This window comes from Glutamicibacter sp. 363, from assembly GCF_052379505.1.
Classification (GTDB): domain Bacteria; phylum Actinomycetota; class Actinomycetes; order Actinomycetales; family Micrococcaceae; genus Glutamicibacter.
The window spans coordinates 70,187-94,184 of record NZ_JBQSYR010000001.1; the positions used below are offsets into that span (position 1 = coordinate 70,187).

At 55.9% G+C, this 23,998-nt stretch carries 25 protein-coding genes and 4 tRNA genes; 12 read left to right on the top strand and 17 right to left on the bottom strand.

What is annotated here, in order from left to right; all coding sequences use genetic code 11:
- Nucleotides 1-338: 338 nt before the first annotated feature.
- The 7 genes from ACT3UA_RS00340 to ACT3UA_RS00370 form a co-directional block, all read right to left on the bottom strand.
- The gene (locus ACT3UA_RS00340; RefSeq protein WP_096285068.1) at nt 339-947 is read right to left on the bottom strand and encodes a mycothiol-dependent nitroreductase Rv2466c family protein; all 609 of its coding nucleotides are present in this window, start codon (nt 945-947) and stop codon (nt 339-341) included.
- A 41-nt stretch (nt 948-988) separates the two neighbouring features.
- Nucleotides 989-2,281 carry an ATP-dependent Clp protease ATP-binding subunit ClpX gene (gene clpX, locus ACT3UA_RS00345; protein WP_096285070.1) on the bottom strand — a complete coding sequence of 431 codons (1,293 nt, stop codon included), beginning with the start codon at nt 2,279-2,281 and terminating at the stop codon, nt 989-991.
- Between the two features lie 167 nt (nt 2,282-2,448).
- A complete protein-coding gene (locus tag ACT3UA_RS00350) occupies nt 2,449-3,108 on the bottom strand; it encodes an ATP-dependent Clp protease proteolytic subunit (protein ID WP_096285072.1) in 660 nt (219 codons plus the stop codon).
- 51 nt (nt 3,109-3,159) lie between these two features.
- The gene (locus ACT3UA_RS00355; RefSeq protein WP_096285303.1) at nt 3,160-3,759 is read right to left on the bottom strand and encodes an ATP-dependent Clp protease proteolytic subunit; all 600 of its coding nucleotides are present in this window, start codon (nt 3,757-3,759) and stop codon (nt 3,160-3,162) included.
- 246 nt (nt 3,760-4,005) lie between these two features.
- A complete protein-coding gene (gene tig / locus ACT3UA_RS00360; RefSeq protein WP_096285074.1) occupies nt 4,006-5,340 on the bottom strand; it encodes a trigger factor in 1,335 nt (444 codons plus the stop codon).
- An 87-nt stretch (nt 5,341-5,427) separates the two neighbouring features.
- Nucleotides 5,428-5,502, bottom strand: a tRNA-Pro gene (locus ACT3UA_RS00365).
- 155 nt (nt 5,503-5,657) lie between these two features.
- Nucleotides 5,658-5,732 (bottom strand) — tRNA-Pro (locus ACT3UA_RS00370).
- 220 nt (nt 5,733-5,952) lie between these two features.
- Here ACT3UA_RS00370 and ACT3UA_RS00375 point away from each other — a divergent pair.
- Nucleotides 5,953-6,537 (top strand): VOC family protein, encoded by a 585-nt coding sequence (locus tag ACT3UA_RS00375; RefSeq protein ID WP_255248391.1) that lies wholly within the window; start codon nt 5,953-5,955, stop codon nt 6,535-6,537.
- A gap of 56 nt (nt 6,538-6,593) precedes the next feature.
- Here the strand turns inward: ACT3UA_RS00375 and ACT3UA_RS00380 are convergent.
- From ACT3UA_RS00380 to ACT3UA_RS00390, 3 genes are all read right to left on the bottom strand, one after another.
- Nucleotides 6,594-6,667 (bottom strand) — tRNA-Gly (locus ACT3UA_RS00380).
- A gap of 187 nt (nt 6,668-6,854) precedes the next feature.
- Entirely contained in the window at nt 6,855-7,823 is a 969-nt protein-coding gene (locus ACT3UA_RS00385) for an Fpg/Nei family DNA glycosylase (protein ID WP_096285076.1), read from the bottom strand.
- 2 nt (nt 7,824-7,825) lie between these two features.
- Nucleotides 7,826-8,299, bottom strand: coding sequence for a ribose-5-phosphate isomerase (locus ACT3UA_RS00390; protein WP_096285078.1), 474 nt, complete (start codon nt 8,297-8,299; stop codon nt 7,826-7,828).
- Between the two features lie 267 nt (nt 8,300-8,566).
- Between ACT3UA_RS00390 and pepN the strand changes: the two genes are divergently transcribed.
- The 3 genes from pepN (at nt 8,567) to ACT3UA_RS00405 (ending at nt 12,223) form a co-directional block, all read left to right on the top strand.
- Nucleotides 8,567-11,113, top strand: a complete 2,547-nt coding sequence (gene pepN / locus ACT3UA_RS00395; RefSeq protein WP_444615339.1) for an aminopeptidase N — start codon at nt 8,567-8,569, stop codon at nt 11,111-11,113.
- Between the two features lie 125 nt (nt 11,114-11,238).
- Complete coding sequence (locus ACT3UA_RS00400; RefSeq protein WP_096285082.1) at nt 11,239-11,706, top strand: OsmC family protein; 468 nt, start codon at nt 11,239-11,241, stop codon at nt 11,704-11,706.
- Between the two features lie 16 nt (nt 11,707-11,722).
- Nucleotides 11,723-12,223, top strand: coding sequence for a globin (locus tag ACT3UA_RS00405; protein ID WP_275542576.1), 501 nt, complete (start codon nt 11,723-11,725; stop codon nt 12,221-12,223).
- A gap of 48 nt (nt 12,224-12,271) precedes the next feature.
- Here the strand turns inward: ACT3UA_RS00405 and ACT3UA_RS00410 are convergent, their stop codons facing one another.
- A complete protein-coding gene (locus ACT3UA_RS00410; RefSeq protein WP_096285084.1) occupies nt 12,272-12,931 on the bottom strand; it encodes a hypothetical protein in 660 nt (219 codons plus the stop codon).
- Nucleotides 12,932-13,086: 155 nt separating this feature from the next.
- Between ACT3UA_RS00410 and ACT3UA_RS00415 the strand changes: the two genes are divergently transcribed.
- A complete protein-coding gene (locus ACT3UA_RS00415) occupies nt 13,087-13,983 on the top strand; it encodes an acyl-CoA thioesterase (protein WP_255248392.1) in 897 nt (298 codons plus the stop codon).
- 174 nt (nt 13,984-14,157) lie between these two features.
- On the opposite strand, the gene soxR is transcribed toward ACT3UA_RS00415, so the two are convergent.
- Nucleotides 14,158-14,634 carry a redox-sensitive transcriptional activator SoxR gene (gene soxR / locus ACT3UA_RS00420; protein ID WP_096285088.1) on the bottom strand — a complete coding sequence of 159 codons (477 nt, stop codon included), beginning with the start codon at nt 14,632-14,634 and terminating at the stop codon, nt 14,158-14,160.
- Nucleotides 14,635-14,790: 156 nt separating this feature from the next.
- Here soxR and ACT3UA_RS00425 point away from each other — a divergent pair, with 156 nt between their 5' ends.
- Nucleotides 14,791-15,297: a flavin reductase family protein gene (locus ACT3UA_RS00425; RefSeq protein WP_255248393.1), complete on the top strand. Its 507-nt coding sequence runs from the start codon at nt 14,791-14,793 to the stop codon at nt 15,295-15,297.
- Nucleotides 15,298-15,383: 86 nt separating this feature from the next.
- Here ACT3UA_RS00425 and ettA read toward each other — a convergent pair whose 3' ends face one another.
- From ettA to ACT3UA_RS00440, 3 genes are all read right to left on the bottom strand, one after another.
- Complete coding sequence (ettA, locus tag ACT3UA_RS00430; protein ID WP_096285090.1) at nt 15,384-17,066, bottom strand: energy-dependent translational throttle protein EttA; 1,683 nt, start codon at nt 17,064-17,066, stop codon at nt 15,384-15,386.
- Between the two features lie 113 nt (nt 17,067-17,179).
- The gene (locus ACT3UA_RS00435) at nt 17,180-17,653 is read right to left on the bottom strand and encodes a single-stranded DNA-binding protein (protein ID WP_096285092.1); all 474 of its coding nucleotides are present in this window, start codon (nt 17,651-17,653) and stop codon (nt 17,180-17,182) included.
- Between the two features lie 44 nt (nt 17,654-17,697).
- Nucleotides 17,698-18,465, bottom strand: a complete 768-nt coding sequence (locus tag ACT3UA_RS00440; protein WP_217990358.1) for a CPBP family intramembrane glutamic endopeptidase — start codon at nt 18,463-18,465, stop codon at nt 17,698-17,700.
- A 278-nt stretch (nt 18,466-18,743) separates the two neighbouring features.
- Between ACT3UA_RS00440 and ACT3UA_RS00445 the strand changes: the two genes are divergently transcribed.
- Nucleotides 18,744-18,820 (top strand) — tRNA-Arg (locus ACT3UA_RS00445).
- A 542-nt stretch (nt 18,821-19,362) separates the two neighbouring features.
- On the opposite strand, the gene ACT3UA_RS00450 is transcribed toward ACT3UA_RS00445, so the two are convergent.
- Complete coding sequence (locus tag ACT3UA_RS00450; protein WP_176484130.1) at nt 19,363-19,632, bottom strand: hypothetical protein; 270 nt, start codon at nt 19,630-19,632, stop codon at nt 19,363-19,365.
- 61 nt (nt 19,633-19,693) lie between these two features.
- Between ACT3UA_RS00450 and ACT3UA_RS00455 the strand changes: the two genes are divergently transcribed.
- On the top strand, nt 19,694-20,611 hold the full coding sequence (locus ACT3UA_RS00455; protein WP_176484131.1) for an MFS transporter: 918 nt from the start codon (nt 19,694-19,696) through the stop codon (nt 20,609-20,611).
- Here the strand turns inward: ACT3UA_RS00455 and ACT3UA_RS00460 are convergent.
- A complete protein-coding gene (locus tag ACT3UA_RS00460; protein ID WP_096285098.1) occupies nt 20,608-21,054 on the bottom strand; it encodes an Lrp/AsnC family transcriptional regulator in 447 nt (148 codons plus the stop codon). The genes ACT3UA_RS00455 and ACT3UA_RS00460 overlap by 4 nt on opposite strands.
- A gap of 154 nt (nt 21,055-21,208) precedes the next feature.
- On the opposite strand from ACT3UA_RS00460, the gene ACT3UA_RS00465 reads away from it, so the two are divergent.
- The 4 genes from ACT3UA_RS00465 to ACT3UA_RS00480 all read left to right on the top strand — a co-directional run bounded on the left by ACT3UA_RS00465 (nt 21,209) and on the right by ACT3UA_RS00480 (nt 23,996).
- Nucleotides 21,209-21,937, top strand: coding sequence for a LysE family translocator (locus ACT3UA_RS00465; RefSeq protein WP_096285100.1), 729 nt, complete (start codon nt 21,209-21,211; stop codon nt 21,935-21,937).
- Nucleotides 21,938-22,085: 148 nt separating this feature from the next.
- Entirely contained in the window at nt 22,086-22,775 is a 690-nt protein-coding gene (locus ACT3UA_RS00470; RefSeq protein WP_096285102.1) for an energy-coupling factor ABC transporter ATP-binding protein, read from the top strand.
- Complete coding sequence (locus tag ACT3UA_RS00475) at nt 22,772-23,377, top strand: energy-coupling factor transporter transmembrane component T family protein (protein ID WP_096285104.1); 606 nt, start codon at nt 22,772-22,774, stop codon at nt 23,375-23,377. The genes ACT3UA_RS00470 and ACT3UA_RS00475 overlap by 4 nt, the downstream gene beginning before the upstream one ends.
- A gap of 43 nt (nt 23,378-23,420) precedes the next feature.
- Complete coding sequence (locus ACT3UA_RS00480; RefSeq protein ID WP_096285106.1) at nt 23,421-23,996, top strand: biotin transporter BioY; 576 nt, start codon at nt 23,421-23,423, stop codon at nt 23,994-23,996.
- Nucleotides 23,997-23,998: the final 2 nt, after the last annotated feature.

Sequence of the window (23,998 nt, forward strand, 5' to 3'; positions counted from 1 at the left end):
TTTCCGGGAACCGCCAATCCCAACTGCCGATCGACTGAACCAGCTACTCTGAGGAGGAGCGGCAATAATTTATGAAAGCTCCGCGACGCACTTCACATTATTTACATAGAAGATTCACATATATTTTTTCAGGACAATTAGCAAGAAATGAAACATTAACTCACGACTAGTCAGTGAAAGCGCTCCCCCAAGATGCGCAGGGTTACTTATAATCCGTCGCGAACTAACCGCGCAAGAGCCATGGGAAGCCGGACCTATCGCTTAGCCCCTGCCAAAGACAAAAGGGTCCAGCCAAGAAATTTTTGGCTGGACCCTTTGGTGTTGGAAGCAAACCCGGATTATTCGAAGATTGGGCTTTCGGTCCGACTACGCTTCATCTCGAAAAAGTATGGGAATGAAGCAAGCTGCGCTGCAGCGTCAAACATCTTGCCTGCGTCTTCTCCGGTTGGAATACGGGTGATAACCGGCCCAAAGAAGGCGACACCATCCACAGCGATGATTGGCGTTCCTACATCTTGGCCGACCTTGGAGATGCCTACCTCGTGGCTTGCGCGAAGTGCAACGTCATTTTCATCGGTATTCGCCGCATCTGCGAGTTCGGCAGGCAGACCTACCTTCGCAAGTGCCCGGGCGATCACCTCGTCACGATCTGAAACCTTCTCGTGATGGAAAAGTTCACCCATGGCGGTATAGAGCTTGTCGATCACTTGATCGCCATGATCTTGGGCGGCCTTGATCACGACGCGGACCGGTCCCCAAGACTTATCCATGGAAGCGCGGTAGTCTTCCGGAAGTTCCCGTCCTTCGTTGAGCACCGATAAGCTCATAACATTCCAGCTCACGTCGATGTCGCGGACCTTTTCAACTTCCTTGATCCAGCGGCTAGTCGCCCAGGCAAAGGGGCAAATTGGGTCAAACCAGAAATCAACTTGAGTGCGCTTGGGCATGAACCCTCAACTTTCTACCGATAACTCAGCGGGATTTTAAACTATGCGGACTTCTTGTTTCGCTTGGCAGCGACCTCGTGTGAAAGAAGTAGCGGTGCTTCACGGTTCATCACCGTGCCACGGGTGACAACCACTTCGGCAATTTCTTCAAGGCTTGGCAGTTCAAACATGATCCCGCCAAGGCTCTCTTCCAAAATGGCACGAAGCCCGCGAGCACCAGTTTCACGTTCGATGGCCAGCTCAGCGACCGCATCCAATGCCTGCGGTTCGAAGCTCAGCTCCACACCGTCCATGCGGAACATTTTTTGGTATTGCTTGACCAAAGCGTTCTTGGGCTCAGTCAAGACCCGAACCAGGGATTCGCGGTCAAGGTGTTCGACCGTGGTGATCACCGGCAGTCGCCCGACAAACTCGGGTATCAAACCGAATTTCAGCAGATCCTCAGGACGAACATCGGAGTACGACGGGGTTTCAGATTTCAGCGCGGTCAAGGGCGCACCGAAGCCGATTCCCTTACGTCCCGCGCGCGAGGAAATGATCTCTTCGAGCCCTGCAAAAGCGCCAGCTACGATGAACAAAATGTTTGTCGTGTCCAACTGCAAGAAGTCTTGATGCGGATGCTTGCGTCCCCCCTGTGGCGGGACTGCGGCAACGGTACCTTCAAGGATTTTCAGCAATGCCTGCTGGACGCCTTCACCCGAGACATCGCGAGTAATCGACGGATTCTCGCTCTTTCGCGAGATCTTGTCGATTTCGTCGATGTAGATAATGCCTGTCTCGGCCTTCTTCACATCGAAGTCTGCGGCTTGGATTAACTTGAGCAGAATGTTTTCAACGTCTTCGCCAACGTAGCCAGCCTCGGTCAGGCTGGTCGCATCTGCAACGGCGAACGGAACGTTGAGTTTTTTGGCCAGTGACTGCGCCAAATAGGTCTTACCGCAACCGGTGGGACCTATCAACATGATGTTGGATTTTGAGACCTCAACATCGTCCAGTGGGTTGTCACTGTTTAAAGCAGCGACCGGAGCATGCTCCTGGGTGCCATGAATTCGTTTGTAGTGGTTGTACACGGCTACGGACAGTGCGCGCTTCGCGTTCTCCTGGCCGATCACGTACTCCTCTAGGGAGTTGAAGATCTCAAGCGGTTTTGGCAGCGAGAAATCTTCGGAGACCTGTTCTTCAGCAAACTCCTCTGCAATGATTTCATTGCACAGTTCGATGCATTCAGTACAGATGTAGACTCCGTGGCCTGCAATTAGCTTCTTAACCTGCTTTTGGCTCTTTCCGCAGAAAGAACACTTCAACAGATCCGAGCCTTCGCCCATTCGTCCCATCGCACCGATCTCCTGTTTGCTTGAGTTGCCGTGGACTATCCCAATTCTAGGTCAGATAACCCCAAAATTAGCTGAATATGGCGGTCTACCTGTGTGGTGTCCTCCTCTTGTGGAGAACGCACCAACAAGGTAAACCGCCAATACTCAATGATTATTCCGCGTAAGGCCTAGTTACCGAGCTGAGCGCGGTTTACCTTGCGTGGGGTAAGTACTTCGTCAACGATGCCATATTCCTTGGCGTCGGCGGCAGTCATGAATAGGTCGCGCTCCACGTCGTCGCGAACCTTCTCCACGGACTGGCCCGAGTGCCCGGCAATGGTCTCTTCCAGCCACGCGCGCATGCGCATTACCTCTTCGGCCTGGATCTGCAGGTCCGTTGCGGTACCGCGTTCGCCCCCGCCCATCGATGGCTGGTGGATCAGCACGCGGGCGTTTGGCAGCGCCAGACGCTTGCCCGGGGTGCCGGCGGCCAGCAATACAGCTGCTGCTGAGGCTGCCTGGCCGAGGCAAACGGTCTGCACCTCTGGGCGAATGAACTGGATCGTGTCATAGATCGCGGTCATTGCGGTGAACGAGCCGCCCGGTGAGTTGATGTACAAGGTGACATCGCGCTCCGGGTCCATGGATTCGAGCACCAGTAGCTGTGCCATCACGTCATCTGCCGACGCGTCGTCGACCTGGGCGCCGAGGAAGATAATGCGATCTTCGAACAGCTTGGCGTATGGATCCTGGCGCTTGAACCCGTATGGGGTGCGCTCTTCGAACTGTGGCAGGATGTAGCGGGCCGACGGCGTCTGACCGCTGATGGCTTCCGGATTGAAGTTCATGGTTTTCTCCTAGGACAAATCTTTGGGATTCAGGCGGATGAGTAAGACCGACTACTTGGCGGTATCGACGCCGCCGCCACCGGTGACCGTGCCGGCATGCATGGCGATCTGATCGTAGAAGCCGTACTTCAGGCCCTCTTCAGCGGTGAACCACTTATCGCGCTGGTTATCGATAAGGATCTGCTCAACGCTCTGACCGGTCTGCTCGGCAGTCAGGTCGCTCATGACCTTCTTCATGTGCATGATCAGCTCGGCCTGGATCTTAATATCAGAGGCGGTACCGCCGATGCCGCCGGAAGGCTGGTGCATCAGGATGCGGGCGTTCGGCGTAGCGTAGCGTTTGCCCGGAGTGCCCGAGGACAACAGGAACTGGCCCATCGAAGCGGCCAGGCCGGTTGCAACGGTGACGACATCGTTGGGAATGTACTGCATGGTGTCGTAGATAGCCATGCCCGCGGTGATGGAGCCACCTGGAGAGTTGATGTAAAGGTAGATGTCCTTTTCAGGATCTTCCGCCGAAAGCAACAGCAACTGCGAGCAAATAGCGTTCGCATTGTCGTCGCGGACCTCGGAGCCCAGCCAGATGATGCGCTCTTTGAGCAGGCGGTTGTAGATGTAATCCTCACGGCCGGCCGGGTCAACGGTGGCCATGGTGGGAGTGCGCGAATCATTTGACATGTTCTCTACCTCTTCCAAACGTGTAGATCAGATTTTGAAACTCTATTTCGAATCTCAAAGCTGCAACTGGTTACTTTGAGATTACTGACTTCAACCCGGCCTTGGGGCGTTTCATGCCCCGTTTTCGCTCACGGCGCATGAGTACACCGAGAGCGAACAAAAAATGGCCGCCTGCCAGCTTGTTTCCAAGCTGGCAGGCGGCCATCTATATTCCGGGGACTACTTGGCCTCGGTGGTCTCCTCGACCGCTACAGCTTCTTCTTCGCCAGCTGGCTTCACGAAGGAAGTCAGATCCACTGCGGCACCGTTCGAGTCGGTGACGGTTGCGAATTCCAGCACCTTGGCAAGTGCCTTGCGACGGCGAACTTCGCCCATCAGCATTGGGACCTGACCGGCGCCGTCCAGCATCTGTGCGAACTGGTTCGGTTCCATGCCGTACTGACCTGCGGTCTGCACGATGTAGTCGATCAACTCGGACTGCTCAACGCCAACTTCCTCGGCGTCTGCGACGGCGTCAAGGATGATTTCGTTCTTGAATGCACGCTCGGTGTTCCCGCGAACCTCTTCGCGGTGCTCCTCGGTGTCGTGGTCAGCTTCAGCGTCTGGTGCGTTGAAGTGCTGCTCGATCTGCTCTTCGATCACCGATGCAGGCACAGGGACCTCGATCAGTTCGACCAACTTGTCCAAGACGAGCTCGCGGGCCTCAACACCCTGCTCGACAATCTTGCCCTCAGCAGCATCGTTGGACAGCGACTCGCGCAATTCAGCGATGGTGTCGTATTCGGAAGCAAGCTGAGCGAAGTCGTCATTCGCTTCTGGCAGTTCGCGCGACTTCACGGCGGAGACGACAACGTTGACGGTTGCGGTCTTGCCTGCGTGCTCGCCACCGGCAAGGGTGGTCTCGAAGGTTGCGTCTTCGCCAGCGGACAGGCCGGTAACAGCCTCGTCCATGCCCTCAAGCATGTTGCCCGAACCCACCTGGTAGGACAGGCCCTGTGCAGCGTCAACCTCTTCGCCCTCAACCGAAGCGGTCAGGTCGAGAGTGACGAAGGAATCTGCAGCTGCTGGTGCTTCAACATCCTTCAGGGTGCCGAAGCGACCGCGCAGGTCGTCAAGGGCCTTCTCGATATCTTCGTCGGCAACTTCCTTCGCCTCGACGGAGACCTCGATGCCCTTGTAGTCAGGCAGTTCAACCTTCGGACGGATATCAACTTCGAAGGTGAAGACCAGCTGGCCTTCGCCTTCCTTCTCGATGGAAGGAAGCTCGGTGATGTCAACCTCTGGGCGAGACAGCGGGGTCAGCTCGTGCTCGACCATGGCCTTCTGATAGAAGTCGTTCAGCCCCTCGTTCACAGCGGTTTCAATGACGTAACCGCGACCAACGCGCTGATCGATCATGCGAGTTGGAACCTTGCCCTTGCGGAAGCCTGGAACCTGAATCTGCTGAGCGATGGTCTTGTACGCCTCATCGACGCGGGGCTTCAGTTCCTCATAAGGAACCTCAACGTTCAGTTTCACCCGAGTCGGGTTGACGTTTTCGACGGCGCTCTTCACAGCGTTGTACTCCTGAGTGTCTAAGAATTAGGTCTGATCTGCAAAAAACCCCGCAACATGGTGGCGTTGCGGGGTTATTCGACAGAGTCGGGGTGACAGGATTCGAACCTGCGACCTCACGCTCCCAAAGCGCGCGCTCTAGCCAAGCTGAGCTACACCCCGATTAGCAGTGATTAGTCTAACCTGAGTTATCCTTTATCCACTAATCGTTTGTGATGCATACCAGCAACTTTTCACAGTTCCCGGTGATCACCAGAGCTAAATTATATTTAGTTCTCGATTTCATGAGATATAAACCGAAGTTCTTATTTCACGAGTCGGGGTAACAGGATTCGAACCTGCGACCTCACGCTCCCAAAGCGCGCGCTCTAGCCAAGCTGAGCTATACCCCGTTGAACACCTAGTGAAAATCCCTTTTCACCTGAGTCAACATCTTGCGAATCGTTGCTGGGTTTTTGTTATCCCTGCGTGATCACAAGAAATAAATTTACACGGGTTCGCGCGAAATGCAAAATCGGCATCCTGCTGGCAATTATCAACAACTTCAGCGAATTTACGCGGAATTTACCGCCTTGACGTCTCTTTTTAGCGCAAATCAGCGAAAAAGGTGAGGTGAGTAACAGGAAATTTGAACGTTTTTCATCGCTTTTGCACTCAGTTCATCCAGCAAGTTCCACGATGGCTGTAGCCGCCGAACCGCACCAGACGGGACATTCCATGGACTCCGCGCAGTCAATCCATCGGGGCTACGATCACCCTATGGCAATTACTTGGGCACTGACCTTTGACTGCAATGCACCGGCGGATCAAGCGAAATTCTGGAAAGTGGCGCTTGATTATGCGGACGCTCCCCCGCCACCAGGTTTCACTTCTTGGACCGACTGGCTTATCGCTTGCGATGTGCCAGAGGACGAATGGGACGACGGGGCAGTGATTTGCGATCCCACCGGGGAAGGCCCGCAAATTTCGATGCTAAAGGTCCCGGAGGGGAAAACCGCAAAGAACCGGATTCATCTAGATCTGAAAGTTGGCCTAGGGCGGAAGCAACCCGCGCACTTGCGCCGGCAACGGATCGAAGAGAAGGTTGGGCTGCTTCTGAGCCTGGGAGCTAGTGAACTGGCGCGGCACTACATGAATGGTGAACTGGATCATGTGGTTCTTGCAGACCCCGAAGGAAATGAATTCTGCGTGGTTTAAGTAGCATTCGACCCTCGGCGCAAAAAAAGGTCCCGCATCAGCGGGACCTTTTTATTTGGAGGGGATGACGGGAATCGAACCCGCATCATTAGTTTGGAAGACTAAGGCTTTACCACTAAGCTACATCCCCACATTTCGTGACTTCATCGCCGCGAACAGAATTTAGTCTAGACCATAAATCTAGGTCCATGCAAATCGGCTGATTTGGGTTCCGACTTGGACGCATCCTCTATAGCACCACGTGGAGCCCGGTGGGGCGATAACGCGCCGAGGGGCCAGGATCTCCTGAGTGATTCCGCACCCACGCATCCAGATGCCTAGCGTGAAGCGTCTTTGCTGCGCGGCAACTTCTGGCACCGCGGACACCAGTACAGTTTCCGACCAGCCACTTCTTCGAGTCTTATGCTCCCTGGGCACTTGCGACAGCCCATCCCCTGACGCTGATAAACGTAGTAGGCGTTGTCCGGCCAGAGCACGCCTTCAGGATCGCGATCCTCTTCGCGAGTGGTAATGATCTTTCCATCGCGGACCCCGTCCTCCATGATGGCGACAATATCCCACCACAATCTGTTGGCGGTTCGCCCGGAAAGCTGGTTGGACGGAAGGCTTGGGCAAACACGATTCCGGAATAGCGCCTCGGCGCGATAAATATTCCCAACACCGCTGATCAGGTTCTGATTCATCAACGCGACGCCGATGGGTGTGCTGGTGCGCGCGAGATTGACTCGAAACTCCCTGAGCCCTGCGTCCAAGTATCGCTGGTCTACGCCTGGTTCCACCTGCCCCTTGGCAGCTTGAAAACGCGCGGATGCCCCCGCCAGCGGATCCGGCCCAAGCTTCGCTAGCTGCCGTTGCACCTGATCGATGTCCAAGACTTCGCATGCGGTAGGTCCACGTAGATCCGCCCAGCCATGCTTGGATACGATGCGAGCACGGACCGCTCCGATTGGAGCAGGCGGTCCGGAGTACGACGCAGTCTCCTGCATGCTGGCTTCGCGCTCGCCTATGCGTCGTGGAGCGCCGATGGACGATGCACCAGCGAATAGGCTGTCGCCGCCAAAGTCGAAAGCCCCATAGAGGCCTAAGTGCACCCGCAGATATAGGTCGTTGGAGAAGCGGCAAAACAGTTGCTTCCCTTTGGCGAAGGCGTGCTCTAGCTCGTGGCCGTCAATGCGAGCGGCATCCGATGCAAAGCGCCCTTGGGGCGAAGAAACCTGTACCGCCTGTCCACCAAAGACATCGTCGAATTGGCGGGACAGGCGATGCAGGGAATGTCCTTCAGGCACAGTTAGTCGATAACCTCGCCGGTTGTTTCATACGAGGCGATTTTGCCGATGCGGCGCACATGTCGTTCGGCGTCGCTAAAAGGTTCAGCCAGGAATGCTTCGATTAGCTCAGCGGCTTCCACCACCGAGTGCTGGCGTCCGCCAACGGCGATGACATTTGCATTGTTGTGCTCGCGAGCAAGCTTCGCGGTATCAAGGTTCCACGCTAGCGCTGCGCGCACGCCTTCCACCTTGTTCGCAGCAATCTGTTCGCCATTGCCCGATCCGCCGAGGACGATACCCAAGGCGTCTAGCCCCGCGCGCTGATCCGCAACGACAGCTTGGGCCGCGTTAATGCAGAAAGCTGGGTAATCATCTTCTGGATCATAGGCCTCCGGCCCGTGATTGACCATTTCGTACCCTCGGTCCGTGAGGTGCTTGACCAAGAAGTCGCTCAGTTCCAGACCTGCGTGGTCAGTGGCGATATGCACGCGCATGTTTTATTGCCTCATTCATTGGGAGGAAAGCCGGTTTAATGCTCCCTCAAGCTTAGCGACCCCCGGGACATAGAATCTAACTCTGCAATGATTCGCAGTGTCTGTGACACCTCATATGAGCACGCACTATTTTGCCAGTCATAAAAAATTTTGCGGTCAAGGACTTGCGTGCTCCCCCGTTGCCAGTGACACAATGGAGGAAGTTATTCAATATTCGTTTCAGAAACTGAGGCGATGTCACTTCATCGCCTGAAGACGGAGAGCCCAATGCCCGGAATGAACCTCACGCGCGCCGAAGCAACCGAGCGCGCGAATCTGATCAATGTCGACAGCTACGAGGTGAGTCTGGACCTAACCCAGGGCGACCGCGTATTCACTTCCCGCACTACCGTACGTTTCACCGCGAGCCCGGGAGCAAACAGCTTCATCGACGCGATCACCGACACCGTCCGTTCGGTGGTCCTCAACGGCACCGAGCTGGATCCAGCAGTCGTCTCCGACGGTGTACGGATCCAGCTTCCAGAACTCGCGGCACAGAACGTGCTGGTGATCGACGCCGATGCGCGCTATATGAACACTGGCGAGGGACTGCACCGATTTGTAGACCCAGTCGACCAGGAGGTATATCTCTACTCCCAGTTTGAGGTCGCCGACTGCCGCCGCATGTTCGCCGTATTCGAACAGCCGGACCTTAAAGCCACCTTCCAGTTCTCGGTGAAGGCCCCGACGAAGTGGAACGTTGTTTCAAACGCGCCAACACCTCAGCCAGTGGTCGATGGCCAGGCCTCACGTTGGGATTTCCCGGCCACTCAACGCATCTCTTGCTACATCACCGCACTGATCGCAGGACCCTACGAGGTTGCAAGGGATTCGCTGGTCTCGTCCGACGGCCGCACCATAGAGCTTGGAGTCTTTGCCCGCGCCTCGATGATGCAGTATTTGGATACCGAAGATATCGTCACCATCACCCGCCAGGGATTCGAATTCTACGAAAAGAACTTCGGAGTGGCATATCCGTTTGAAAAGTACGATCAGCTTTTCGTTCCGGAATTTAATGCCGGAGCCATGGAGAACGCCGGAGCCGTTACCTTCCTCGAAGAATATATCTTCCGCTCCCGTCCGACCCACGCCATGGTGGAACGCCGAGCGATCACCATCCTGCACGAACTGGCTCACATGTGGTTCGGCGACTTGGTCACCATGAAGTGGTGGAATGACCTTTGGCTCAATGAATCCTTCGCGGAGTTCATGTCGACCCTTGCCGCGGCGCAGAATACCGAGTTCACCAGTTCTTGGACCACCTTCAACATCATGGAAAAGAACTGGGCCTACCGCCAGGACCAGCTTCCGAGCACCCATCCGATCGTTGCCGAGATCAACGATTTGGAAGATGTGGAAGTCAACTTCGACGGCATCACCTATGCCAAGGGCGCTTCGGTGCTGCGCCAGCTGGTGGCCTTCGTTGGCCAAGAAGAATTCATGGCCGGTGTGCGCGAGTATTTCAAAAAGCATGCATGGTCCAACACCGAGCTGCCAGACTTGCTGACCGAGCTTGAGTCGGCAAGCGGGCGTGATTTGAGCGATTGGGGCACCTCCTGGTTGGAGACCGCCGGCGTGAATACTTTGAAGGCGGACATTTCCACCGATGATTCCGGATGCATCACCGGATTCACCATTAACCAGTCGGCCATCGAACAGTTCCCAACACTGCGCAAGCACCGGCTGGCGGTAGGCTTCTACACCCTCGATGAGCAGGGCAAGCTCGTCCGCGTACACCGCGAGGAGCTCGATGTTGCTGGCCCGGCCACCGAAGTTCCGGCGCTTGTAGGAATGCAGCGCCCCGATCTGGTCTTGCTTAACGACGATGACCTGACCTACACCAAGATTCGTCTGGATGAGATCTCGCTGGCTACCGCCAGCGAGCACTTGAAGGACTTCACCGAGTCATTGCCGCGCACCTTGGTGTGGAGCGCAGCTTGGGATGCGGTGCGCGATGCTGAGACCCCGGCTAGCGCCTATGTGCAACTGCTGCTCAACAATATCGGACACGAAATTGATTCCTCGGTGATCATGGTGCTGTTGCGCCAGCTGAATACCGCAATGGATTACTACGTATCCGGCGACAAAGCCAAGGAGCTATCGGTGCAAGCCGCCGATCGCCTGTGGGAATTGGCGCAGCGGGCCGAATCAGGTTCCGATGCCCAGCTTCAGTTCGCCAAGGCCTTTGCGCATCGTTCGCGCACCGCGGCCCAGCTCGACCAGGTGGCCGGCTTGCTCAATGGCACGGTTCTGTTGCAGGGCCTTACCCTCGACACCGATCTGCGCTGGTCCTTGGCGATCGCGTTGTCTGCCGGGTCCCGCATGGATGAGAAAGCCCTCGACGCGATGCTCGCAAGCGATGACACCGCTAAGGGCAAGGCAAGCTGGTTCACCGCCCGGGCAGCTCGACCGACAGCCGAGGCGAAGGCCGAGGCCTTCGCCGCAGCGACCTCGGCGACACTATCCAATGATCAGCAAGGCGCGGTGATATCCGGATTCAATATTGCCCACGATAACTCGCTGCTCGAAAGCTATACCGAGGATTACTTTAATCTGCTGATTGATGCGTGGGAGAACTTTTCCCATGAAATGGCGAAGCAGATCGTGCTCGGTTTCTACCCTTCCTCTATGGTCTCCGTGCAGACCATCGAACGCACCGATGCGTTTTTGTCGGCGCTAGGTGAAAAGCATCCGGCCATGCGCCGACTGTTGGTTGAAAGCAAAGCAGATGTGGTTCGGGCGCTGGCCGCACAGGCCACGGACGCCGAAGCCTAACTTTTAGTTTGCACCGGTGGTGTGCGGTGTGGCTCGATGGGGTTATGGTACCTAGTAGGTACGGAAACCAGCCATTGTGCCACACCGCACACCACAAGCATTTTAAAGGGTGGGAGAATAGCAGCATGGACCTCTCGCAGCACAGCTATCGAGTCGACATAGAGTGGACAGGTAATCACGGAGCTGGCACCACCAGCTATCGTGACTACGGCCGTGAGCACATCATCCGCGCGGCCGGGCTACCCGACATCGCGGGCACGGCCGATCCGACTTTTCATGGCAGCCCCGATCGCTGGAACCCCGAACAGCTCTTGTTGGCGGCCTTGAGCCAATGCCATATGCTCTCCTATCTCCATGTAGCCGTGACCCATGGAGTTGTTGTCACCAGCTATCAGGACCAGGCTTCCGGTAGCTTGCGGTTGAACCGAGATAACAGTGGAGAATTTACCGAGGTGATTCTCCGCCCGCAGGTTCAGTTAGCCGATGAGTCCCAACGAGAACTCGCGGATTCTCTCCATCAGCAAGCCAATAAGGTATGTTTCATCGCTAGATCCGTGAATTTTCCGGTTCTCCATGAACCAGTTGCCGCTTAATTTCAGGAAAGTACCCATGAGCGATTTGAACCCACTGCCCCACACCGTGAAGCGGGATCCCATGACCAATCCGGTGGTTACCGGTCCGTCGAGTGAAGAATTCCTGCAATTGGCGCAGGCACCGGTGGATGCGTCCGACTACGCCGGAACCTTCTACGCGGAAGTAGGCGGCCGCGAAGTCTTTGCGCAGCTGAGCAAAAACTTCTACGCCTCCGTTGCAGAAGACGCGGAATTCCGGGAAATGTATCCGGAGAAGGATCTCTTCCCCGCGCAAATTCGATTACAGCTGTTCCTTGAGCAGTACTGGGGCGGCCCGACATCATACTCGGAGCACCGCGGGCATCCACGCCTGCGCATGCGCCACATGCCTTACCTCGTCAACCCGCATAATCGAGATGTTTGGCTCGGGCATATGAATAAGGCTATCGATCAGCTGGAGCTGCCAATGCTTCATGCCGAGACGCTGCGAGAATATTTTGATCGCGCGGCGCACTCCTTGCTCAACGCATCAAGCTAAATTCTCGATAGGCAGTCCGCGCCGGGACTACCGGCGCGGATTTCGCCTCTAGGCAAGCAGGGCTGAACGGCGCAGCAGCACATGTCCCAGGCCGTTGCTGACTCGAATCCAGTTCCCCTGGCGCAGTACACGGCTTTCGCCGCCGGGGGTCAGGAATCCCAAGGCATGCATCGCGAATGCGGCGCCAAGCGGTAGAGGTGGCTCGGTGTTCTCCAGCTCGGAAGACCAAACCCGCTGGCGGATTTGCGCTACGACAGGTTTCCCCGGATTAGCAGGTAAAGCTTGGGCTACCGCGTCAATACCTGTCTGCGTGGCTGCGGATAGAACGTCATCAGGAACGCTCCCAGCATCTTCCCACCCAGACATTGGAACGGTAATACCTGCCCACCTGGGATTTTCTTCCACTGGCGGCAACACGAATTCGGTGGATGCATCGCCCATTCGCGCCAAGCGATCCTGAATTGCGGAGAAAGAATAGCAAGCATTTACCGCGCCCGCCACGGCTAACCGATGCACACGCATACCAAGAATGGTGTAATTGCCCTGGCCTAGCTCGGCCGGGACTAGAACCGGAACATAAACCGCAAGGGCAGTGCCTCTAGCGGTCAGCAAGGCTCCGTCATCTTCAATTGCCTTAGCCCTGCTCAGCAGGTTGGCTAAATCGCTTACTGAATTGGAATCTTCAAAAACAAGTGCGTCACTGACCATAGGCCAATCGTCTCATGACTTGATCCTAATCATCCGGCGCAAGCAAGCATTTTCGTCATATGCCGGCTCCGTCGTGCGGTGCTGTCGCGAGATTCTTGACACTTGTCACGATAGAGTTTTCAAAGTCATCGCAAGCACGTCAAGGAGTCATTATCGTGACAGAGGAACTAGGCACTACTCAGATCCTGCTAGATCTCTTGGATCTAGACGGAGACGACCGGGCGCGTACGGATGAAGATATCTTCATCGGCCATACTCCCAAACAGTCTCGAACCCGAGTCTTCGGTGGCCAGGTCCTGGCCCAATCTGTGGTTGCTGGATCACGCACCGTTCCCGATGGACGGGCAATTCATTCAATGCATGGTTACTTCCTGCGTCCAGGTGATGCATCGCAGAACATCACCTTCGGTGTCCAGCGGCTGCGTGACGGGCGTTCATTCTCGGCGAGACGAGTACATGCTTATCAAAACGGCGTGCCCATCCTGTCCATGATTGCTTCTTTCCAGGAGCCTGCTTCCGGCCTGGATCATCACGATCCGGTGCCATTTGACGTGCCGGCTCCGGAGACTTTGCGCACAACGGCGGAAATTATCGGCAAGTTCGACCACCCGGTTGCTCGTGAATGGGCTTACGAGCGGCCTTTTGATATGCGTCACATCACCGAACCGGTTTATCTTCCCGGCTATGACCAGCACGAGGCCATGGCAGCGGTATGGATGCGCACCACCGCCCCGATGCCCGATGATCCAATGCTGCACCGCGCCGCGCTGGCCTACGCCAGCGACTACATGCTGCTTGAACCGGTGCTTCGAGGACATGGAGTCAGTTGGATTCATCGTGGCCTGAGTATCGCCAGCTTGGACCATGCCATGTGGTGGCATCGTGAATTCCGGGCCGACGAGTGGTTGCTCTACGTACTGCGATCACCGAGCGCTTCTTCGGCTCGTGGCCTCGGCACGGGGCAGGTTTTCAATGCTGCCGGTGAACTGGTAGCAACCGTAGCTCAAGAGGGCATGGTGAGACTTCCAGAATTCTTGTCCGAAGACGAATAGCCTCGGTTCGCGCTCGATCCCAATCAGTCCCCTGATGCGGCACGCAACGATGGACAGGCTCTTTGGTTACTTGTTCTTTGGCGAGGAGAATCAGACGCGCCAAGAAACGGGGCTAGGAATGGGCAGAAGTCGTCGCGTGGCCGTTAATGTCGGCAGAACACCTGAACTCGTTGCTTAAATATCGCTCTCGGCATCCCCGGTTTCCAGTCTTCGGGCGCCGGCTCCTTCTTGGGCGAGCGCGTCCTCTGGATTCAGCAGCAAGCAAGCTTGCATCGAAAGGCACCCGCAACCGATGCAGCCCATGAGCCTGTCTTCTAATTCTTCGATTGCTCGCCGGCGGCGCTCGAGGACCCGCTTCCATTCGTTGGATGCGCGTTGCCAGTCCTTCTCAGAGGGAATTTTATCCATTGGCACCGGCTCAAGAGCGTGCCGGATGTCCGCCAGAGGAATACCGAGCTTGCTGCCGACGGTAATCAGCGAAATGCGTCGAAGCATATGGCGTGGGTAACGTCGCTGATTGCCGGATGTTCTGGTCGAACAGATCAATCCAATTTCTTCATAGTAGTGCAGCGCTGATTTTGCCACGCCGGTGCGTTCGCTGACGTGTCCAATCCCGAGCAGCTCCTGGCCGGGTTCTACATGTTCCGCCATGTTTGCTTCCCTATGCCCCTCATCACTGTCCAGTAGCTTGACCTCAAGTTTACTTGAGGTTCTAGGCTAATGGGTAGATGGTGTCCATGCACACAGATACTTTTCGAATAGGAACCATGGATCGCGAAGATTCAGCAAGCGAAGGACTACTTACATATGAAGAATTTGTCGGCTGATTTCCGCGATGCATTTCGCGCACACCCTGCGGGTGTAGCCTTAATCACCGCAACGGTAGCTGGCATTCCCTACGGACTAACCATCTCCAGTCTGGCATCGCTGTCCATCGAGCCTGTAGCGGTTTCTTTTTCACTCACCAAAGAATCCGGAGCCGCAGGTGCGGTACTTTCCGCAAGCTCTTTCATGATTCACATGCTGGGCGAAGACCATTCGGAGCTTGCCGACAATTTCGCCCGCCCCGGCGCTCCTCGCTTCACACCCGAACAGGGTTGGTCCTATCTGCCAACCGGCGAGCCTCACTTCGACCAGGCGCCCGTGTCCATGCGTGCACAGATTCACTCGTCGATTAGCGTCGGCGGTTCGCGGCTGATAGCGGCAGAGATCCTTCAAGTCATCACGGGAGAGCCAGTCCAGCACCTGATGTACCAGAACCGCGAATACCTGAAGCTGCCTTCGCTGCTCGATGCATCGGCACCGCGTAAATAATCAAGGCTTGCGGCGGCAACGTTACTTAGATAGCCCAAAGGCCACCACGAAAATAATTCGTGGTGGCCTTTGGCTTCGACTCAGACTTAGTCGCGAGTCAGGCGACGGTGGGTCACGCGATGCGGCTTAGCTGCGTCGGCCCCCAACCGTTCAACCTTATTGTCTTCGTAAGACTGGAAGTTTCCTTCGAACCAGTACCAGTTCGATGGGTTTTCTTCCGTACCCTCGTAGGACAAGATATGGGTTGCGACCCGGTCCAGGAACCAACGGTCGTGCGAGACGACCACTGCGCAACCGGGGAACTCGAGAAGAGCATTTTCCAGTGACGAGAGAGTTTCAACGTCAAGGTCGTTTGTAGGCTCATCGAGGAGCAAGAGGTTTCCGCCCTGCTTCAGGGTCAATGCAAGGTTCAGACGGTTACGCTCACCACCGGAGAGGACACCGGCCTTCTTCTGCTGGTCTGGGCCCTTGAAGCCGAATGCCGAGACATAGGCACGCGATGGCATCTCAACCTGACCGACCTGAATGTAGTCCAGGCCTTCCGAAACTACTTCCCATAGGGACTTTGTCGGATCAATGTTTTCGCGGTTCTGGTCAACATAGGAAATCTTGACGGTATCACCGATCTTCAGCGTGCCCCCATCGAGTTCTTCCATGCCAACAATGGTCTTGAACAGAGTCGATTTACCAACACCGTTAGGACCGATCACACCGACGATGCCATTTCGAGGAAGTGAGAAGGACAGTCCGTCGATTAGCACACGTTCGCCGAAGCCCTTGTTCAAGTCCTGGGCTTCGATGACGACCTGACCCAAGCGTGGACCAGGTGGAATCTGGATCTCTTCGAAGTCAAGCTTGCGGGTGCGCTCGGCCTCCGCAGCCATTTCTTCATAGCGGGCCAGACGAGCCTTCGACTTCGTCTGGCGTCCCTTGGCGTTGGAGCGCACCCAGTCGAGCTCTTCGGCCAGACGCTTGGCAAGCTTCTGGTCCTTTTTGCCCTGTACCTCCATACGCTCGCGCTTCTTCTCCAGGTAGGTGGAGTAGTTGCCCTCGTATGGGTGCAGGCGACCGCGGTCAACTTCACAGATCCACTCTGCGACGTGATCCAGGAAGTAACGGTCGTGGGTTACGGCCAAAACCGCGCCCGGGTAGGCTGCCAGGTGCTGTTCGAGCCACAGTACGGACTCGGCGTCCAAGTGGTTAGTAGGCTCATCGAGGAGCAACAGGTCTGGCTTCTGCAGCAGCAATTTGCACAGCGCGACGCGTCGACGCTCACCACCGGAGAGGTGGGTGACCATTTCGTCGCCCGGCGGGCAACGCAGGGCATCCATTGCCTGTTCGAGCTGGTTGTCGATGTCCCAAGCATCGGCGGCGTCAATAGCCTCCTGGAGCTTGCCCATCTCTTCTAGCAAGGTGTCGAAATCGGCACCTTCCTGAGCCATCTCTTCTGAGATTTCGTTGAATCGGGTGATCTTTTCATAGATCTCACCGACGCCTTCCTGGACGTTGCCCAGGACGGTCTTTTCTTCGTTGAGGGGTGGTTCCTGCAGCAAGATGCCCACAGAGTAACCAGGTGAAAGACGTGCCTCACCATTGGACGGGGTATCGATTCCCGCCATAATCTTCAGGATCGTTGACTTACCAGCACCGTTAGGACCCACGACACCAATTTTGGCGCCCGGGTAGAAGGACATGCTGACATCGTCAAGGATGACTTTGTCACCAACGGCCTTGCGAGCCTTGGTCATCGTGTAAATAAATTCCGCCATGGTCTTAAGGCTAGTGCCTCAGAGGGTGCAAATCCGAATCCACACACCACTATTTTGCTCCAGTGGTGCCCGGTTTCACACGTTTTCCCGCGACACCACTGAATGCAGAGGATTTACGCTGCGTCGGTGTCCCTTTCAGGCCACGAGCCACCGGTATTCTCGCTCATGGGATGGTTGCGCGATTCGATTTGGGAGGGATGTGGCGAACGTTCAATGTCTCCCGAGGCGGTTCGCACTTTAGTGAAGTGCGAAGTCCCGAACTTCAGGTCATGGCCGAACGAGAAGGCCTCAATATCAGCGCTCGTTCCGCGCGATCCATCCGCCCGTTCGAACTGGCGAATTTGGAGCTTGCCGATGATGACAATGTGGTCGCCCTGCTCCAACGACTCCATCCCATTCTCGGCCAGCCCTCGGAAAGCACTGACGGAGAACCAGTTGGTTCCGGCATCGACCCATTGCCCGGTTTCAGGGTCCTTTTTGCGTTCGTGAGTCACCGCACGAAATTTGAGCACCGCAAGCCCCTGCGGGGTGATACTCAATTGTGGCTCTGTTCCAATTACTGCACGGATGGTCACAAGATCACTCATGACGTTCTTCTCCTTTGGTCCTGCCCCGGGAGCGGCCCCGGGCTTCAGTCCATGCTGAGCCCCTGCCCATTGGATCCAGTACTCTTCAGCTCATTCTGTGGATAACTTGGATCGGTTCTTGCCCGGAAGGCTCCGAATAGCACCATCACCAAAATCACCGCCCCAGGCAAGATCCAACCCGACCAGCCCAGGATTGAGGCCTTGGTCGAATCAAGCATTGACCCCATCATCATGAACAGCGATACCAACCCCACGCTGGCATTGAAGACGCCATGAGCAAATGCGGCAGGCCAGACGGAGCCACTGAACGTGCGCAGCCAGGCAAAAAATGCCCCTACAACGATGCACATTCCGCACATCGCGGCAAGGCCCCACGCGCCCTTGGCGAATGGGTAGTTGTATCCCAATAAGATCAATGGAGCATGCCAGATACCCCAAATAACACCTGAAATCAAAATTGCGGGCACCTGCCCTATTGGCTGCAGTTTTGGCCATAGCCATCCACGCCAACCGATCTCTTCACCCAGGGCAGGAATGAGGTTCATTAATCCGGCAACGAGGATGATTCCTGCCTGGCCAAGCAAATATCTGCCGGGTCCGTCGGTCCCCGCCACGAAGTTCAAGACCATGAACTGGTTCAAGTCTCCGGGGAAGACCCCTAGCCACGTTCCAATGATTGGCGCCTGAACTATCAGGACGATCGGCAATAGGTAGGCAAGCAGCACTGCGAGCAGAAATCGCGTGGGCTTGCCAAGCGGAAGCAGTCCGGATTCCTTCAAGAATTGTTTTCCGCGACGTTGAAGCAAGCTCATACACAGGGCAGCGACAGCGGGCGTCAGCATCATACCCATGGCGATCCACATGAATTGCGGATGATGAAGGCCCGAGCCTTGCCACAACGGCAAAGCGACGAGCCACGCGAGCCCTAAACTTATGGCCGTATAACAGGCGATGCTTTTCAGACCGCCAATTCTCCATCGCTGCATACAAAGATTCCCTACTCAACGCCCAACAAAGCGGTCCTACTACAACACTAGCGTCTCCGGTTAGAGATCTTGCTTGTCAATGGGCTAAACTAATTTTCGGTTACGCCTCCGTAGCTCAGCTGGATAGAGCAAGAGCCTTCTAATCTCTAGGTCGCCGGTTCGAATCCGGCCGGGGGTACCAAATTAAACCGTCGCTCTCTTGGTAAAACAAGTGAGCGGCGGTTTTTCTTTTCGAATCGAGAAAGAGGCCGCCTTAGCGGGCTTTGACCATAGTTTTGTTTTTCAGCCCCAAGCCATGGCATCTTTTCAGATTTGCGCATCACCAAATGAAGTATTCCTCAGACCAGGATTCAGGCCTGCAACAGTCCACCACGTTCGCGATCACATCATGTCGCTTCAGGGCTAATGCGCTTGCCCGCCGAGATTGCACTCCTGCCCGTGGATCGTCACTGGCAGTCCCGCAACAATTTGATTCGAAAACTCCTAGTTTCACCCCTGCCCCAGGCCGCATCGCTTGCATGGCGCCTTCGTGGCGCTTCGCCAATCGCTTTATTGCCGATAGAAATCCTCATGCTCAGCGGCTTAGAACGAACTCCGGCTAGCCGAACACCGGGACTAAAAGTATCCGATACTTAGAGTTTCATCGGAGCCCCCTAAAAGTGCGCTAGCAGTACTCGGAATCGCATAGATTTTAGTTTCAACTTTTTTGAAACTGGGATAAACTCAAGGTGCTGTACAAATCAGGAGGAACCGGTAAATGGCGCTCATCGCCCCCGCTCGAGCAAAGCCGGTATTCGGCGAACGCTTAAGCGTTAACCTGATCTTTTTGATTGCTGGTTTATCCTTTGCCTCCTGGGCGGGCCGACTTTCGATCTTCGCCATGATCTTTGATTTTTCTGGCTCTCGGCTCGGGGCTTTCCTCTTTTGCATGACCGCCGGAACACTGGCCGGCATCACGTTTGCACCGGCACTGAGCCGAAGAATCTCGGCCAAGAACTTGCTCTTGGTGTTGCCGATAATCCTTGCCCTAATACTTGTCGGGCTAGGAATGTCCGTGTCGATACTGCACAGCGAGGTCTTAGCATTCGTCGTGCTTTTCACCAATGGGCTGGTTTTTGGTTGCCTTGACATCACCATGAATGTCAATGGGGCCAAGGTTGAACGAAAACTTGGTAAGAGCATCATGCCTTCCCTGCATGGCTACTTCAGCCTTGGCTCCTTGCTTGGCGCAGGAATCGCGACGACCACCCTCAGCTTGGGCATCACTACGGCATGGCACTTTATTCTGGTCGCCGTCGTGATCATTGCATTGGCACTAGTAGCGCAGACTGGATTCAGGGATTGGAACTACAACTACTCCCGTCCACGAGAAAGCACCCAGCTGAAGGTTTCGGGAGCACGCTCCCACCGGGGCTTATTGCTCTTGCTCGGACTTATGGTGGCTGGACTGAGCTTCGCCGAGGGGGCGGCCAATGACTGGCTGGCAGTGGCCTCGGTTGACGGCCATGGTTTGGACCACCCAACCGGTGCCTTGATGTTCACCCTGTTCGCCGGAGCCATGACGATAGGCCGGTTCGCCGGTGGGCCGATCGTGGACCGCATCGGCACCAAGTGCTCGCTGATGATCATGGGAATGATCGGCCTAATCGGGATCGTGCTATTCATCCTGGGCGAAAACACTGCAACCCTAGGAGCGGGCGCCGTACTTTGGGGTCTTGGAAGTGCCCTTGGCTTCCCTGTTGGCATGTCGATCGCTGCCTCACGTAGCGATCACCTCGGCCCACGAGCCGTGAGCGTGATCAGCGCTTTCGGTTACGGTGCGATGCTCAGCGGACCTCCGGTAATCGGATTCGTAGCGGATGTCACCGGCTTACCGCAGGCGCTATGGATCATTGCGGGTATTTTGGTGATTTCGTTACTCATTACACCTCGCGCCGCGCAGTCCGGCAACGCGGTTGAAGTCAACCATTAGACCGGCAGGATCGCCCGCTCTTTGATATTTCGCATCACGATCGTGCTATTTAGTTTTTCTACTCCTGGCAGCTCGACTAGCACGTCATCGTATAAGTGCTGATAATGCGTCAGGTCTTTGGCGTACACACGAAGCAGGAAATCCGGTTCGCCAAACAAGCGCTGCGCTTCGACGATGAGTTCGTCCTTCTCTACAGCCGCCTCAAAGGCCTTGAGTTGGGTTCGGTCTTTCAGTGTCACGAACACCAACGCTTCGAAGGCCAGCCCTACGCGCTCAGGGGTGACAACGGCTTGATATCCGGCGATAACCCCCGTGCGTTCGAGTTCGCGAATGCGACGGTGGCATGGCGCCACCGATAGTCCCACCTTGTTCGCCAAGGCGGTTGCACTCATCCGGCCGTCCAATTGCAGCTCAGCGATAATCGCACGATCCAACTTATCCATAGCGCCAGCATACTACGCAAAATAATTGCGCTAAGCGCGGCTATCTCGAATAAATTGCGCTCAAATTTCGTCATTTCAAGCAAAATCGGCAAACACTTTTCGATGAATATTTCCTACGCTTGCCCTAGTACTGCAAGAACCACGAGGAGACACCTTGGATATCGCTCAACTAACCGGATTCCTCCTTGTCTCCGTTACGCTTGCCTGCACTCCGGGTGCCGATTGGGCGTATATCATCTCTTCTGCCATTGGGCCCAAGGGGTATTGCGCAGCGGTTTGGGGGCTCCTCACCGGATATCTGTTTCATACCGTGCTACTGGTCTGCGGTGTGGCGGCACTTGTGGCTAGCTCGCCGCAACTCTTGTTGTGGCTCACCATGGCCGGATCCCTTTACCTTTTGTGGCTTGGCATCATCACCCTCGCGAGTTGGAGATCCGCGAAATTTTATAGCGGCTCATCAGCTACACCTTCCGCGTCCATGACTCCGGTGAGTTCTTCAAGCGATCCCACGGAGCTTCCATTCGCGGCTGCCGCCGTGCTTACCGAAAGCCGTCCGCTGCTGAAAACTGCCGGCCCATGGCGCGGCGCGTTTTTCAAGGGCCTGCTCACCAGCAGCACCAACCCGAAGGCTTTGCTTCTCTACCTTGCGCTCATCCCCCAATTCATTGACCATTCTGCCGCCTGGCCGCTATCGCTGCAGACCGGAGCCCTGGGGCTCACGCACTTCGCCGTTTCAGTCCTTGTGTATTTCTCGATTGCCTTCGCCTCGCGTCTTTTATTACGCTCACGTCCACTGGCCGCACGGATAGTGACTGCATGTTCAGGAATCATCATGATCGGTCTCTCACTAGTGCTTATCTACGAGCAGTTCCTCGGCTTCTAGAAATTTCTTGAACACCGATCAAGACAATTGAACAGTGATCAAGTATGCTCTTTTCTCAGTGGTTCAATCGACCACGAAGAACGCAGCCCTACCGCCAACTAGCCACTGGTGATTTACTGGGCGAACAAGTACGTCGCGATGGAGCATTGTGGAACTACCAGAGATCCAACTTGAGCATGTCACCGTCAGCTTCGAGGACCGGACGGTCTTAGCTGATATTAATCTGACGCTCAACGAACGTCGCATCGGAATCATCGGCGCCAACGGCGCCGGGAAAAGCACCCTGTCCCGATTGCTCAACGCTCTCGTTGTTCCCACCTACGGCACGGTGCATGTAGGCGATTTGAATACCTCCAAGCATGCAAAACAGATACGCCGCGATGTAGGTTTCGTCTTCCAAAACCCTGCAAACCAAATCATCATGCCGCTGGTGGCTGATGATATTGCGTTCGGCCTGAAGAACCTAGGGCTGTCAAAGGCCGACCGCAAGGTCCGGGTCGCGCAAACCCTAGACGAGTTGAACATCAAGCATCTAGCGGACCGGGAAAGCCATACCCTTTCAGGGGGCGAGCAGCAGATGGTCGCGCTGGCCGCCGTGATTGCAATGCAGCCACGCACGATCGTCTTCGACGAGCCAACGACCATGCTCGATCTGCGCAACCGGCTACGATTCCAAGGAGAAATTGCGCAGCTTCCACAGCGCGCGATCGTGATCACGCACGATCTGGAACTGCTCGAAGATTTCGATCGCGTACTGGTCGTCACCGACGGAACCATTGCATTTGACGGCCTTCCAGCGGACGCCATCGCTCACTACCGGCAGTGGAGCCACGTATGATCGCGGCACACAATACCTCCTACCTGGCAAAGCTTCCTGCCGGACTAAAGTTTGGCGCGCTCTTGGCTATCAGCATCGGGTTGTACCTGATCCCAAGTTGGCAAGCGCTTGTCGTGCTGCTCATTGGCAGCCTCCTGCTGCTGTTCAGCGCGCGAGTGAAATTTCAGCAATTGCGCACCGCCTTGATCACCTTGTTGCTGATCCTCAGCTTTGTCTTTATTTCGCTGGGCATGCAGACCAACTGGGAAAACGCTTGGGTGTCCGTGCTTCGATTGCTCACCATGTGCATGTTCGCCTACGCCGTCAGCCTGACCACAACCTTCGACGCCATGCTGGAACTCTTTCAGCAGGTGGCCTCTCCCCTGCGTTATGTGGGCGCTAACCCGGCCCAAATTTCCTTGGGGCTATCTCTAGCCATTCGCTTCATTCCAGAGCTCAAGCGAGTTTATCTAGAAGTACGCGAGGCACAGCATGCGCGCGGGCTGGCCAACAATCCTTTGGCTGTGGCGGTCCCGCTGGTGATTCGCTCACTGCGAATTGCCGACGACACCGCCGAAGCACTGGAAGCTCGTGGGTACGACTCTGCCGACAAACTCAAATAACCTCGCCATCAGCTCTCGCAGCATCATTCGTTAGGACCCAACTATGGCAACTGCCACTTCTTCGCAAACCCGAAATACCGTCTACGTAGCTATTTTTGCTGCGATGATCGCAGCCATGGGACTTGTTCCCCCAATCGTGATTGGCATCGTTCCGGTGCCCATCACCTTGCAGACCTTAGGCGTCATGCTGGCAGGCGCGCTGCTCGGCCCCATCAGAGGCATGCTCTCCAGCCTGGTTGTGGTTGTCCTTGCCCTGGCAGGATTACCGCTCCTAGCAGGCGGCCGCGGCGGACTCGCGGTCCTACTCGGCCCAACCGGCGGCTACCTGCTCGGCTGGATCTTTGGCTCCTTGGTCATTGGCGTATTGTTCAAGTACTGGGTGCTTCGCCAGAAAAGCCAGGGCACGCGCATCGTGACCGGACTGCTTTCCATACTGTTGGGTGGAATAGGCATCATCTACCTCTTCGGAATTCCCTGGACTTCCGTGGTGACCGGCCTTGACCTTGGCACCTCTGCGCTCGGTTCCCTGGCGTTCATCCCCGGGGATCTGATCAAGGCAGTGGTCGCCACGCTCGTGGCCGTCACCGTTCACCGCAGCTACCGGGGACTCATGCGCTAGAT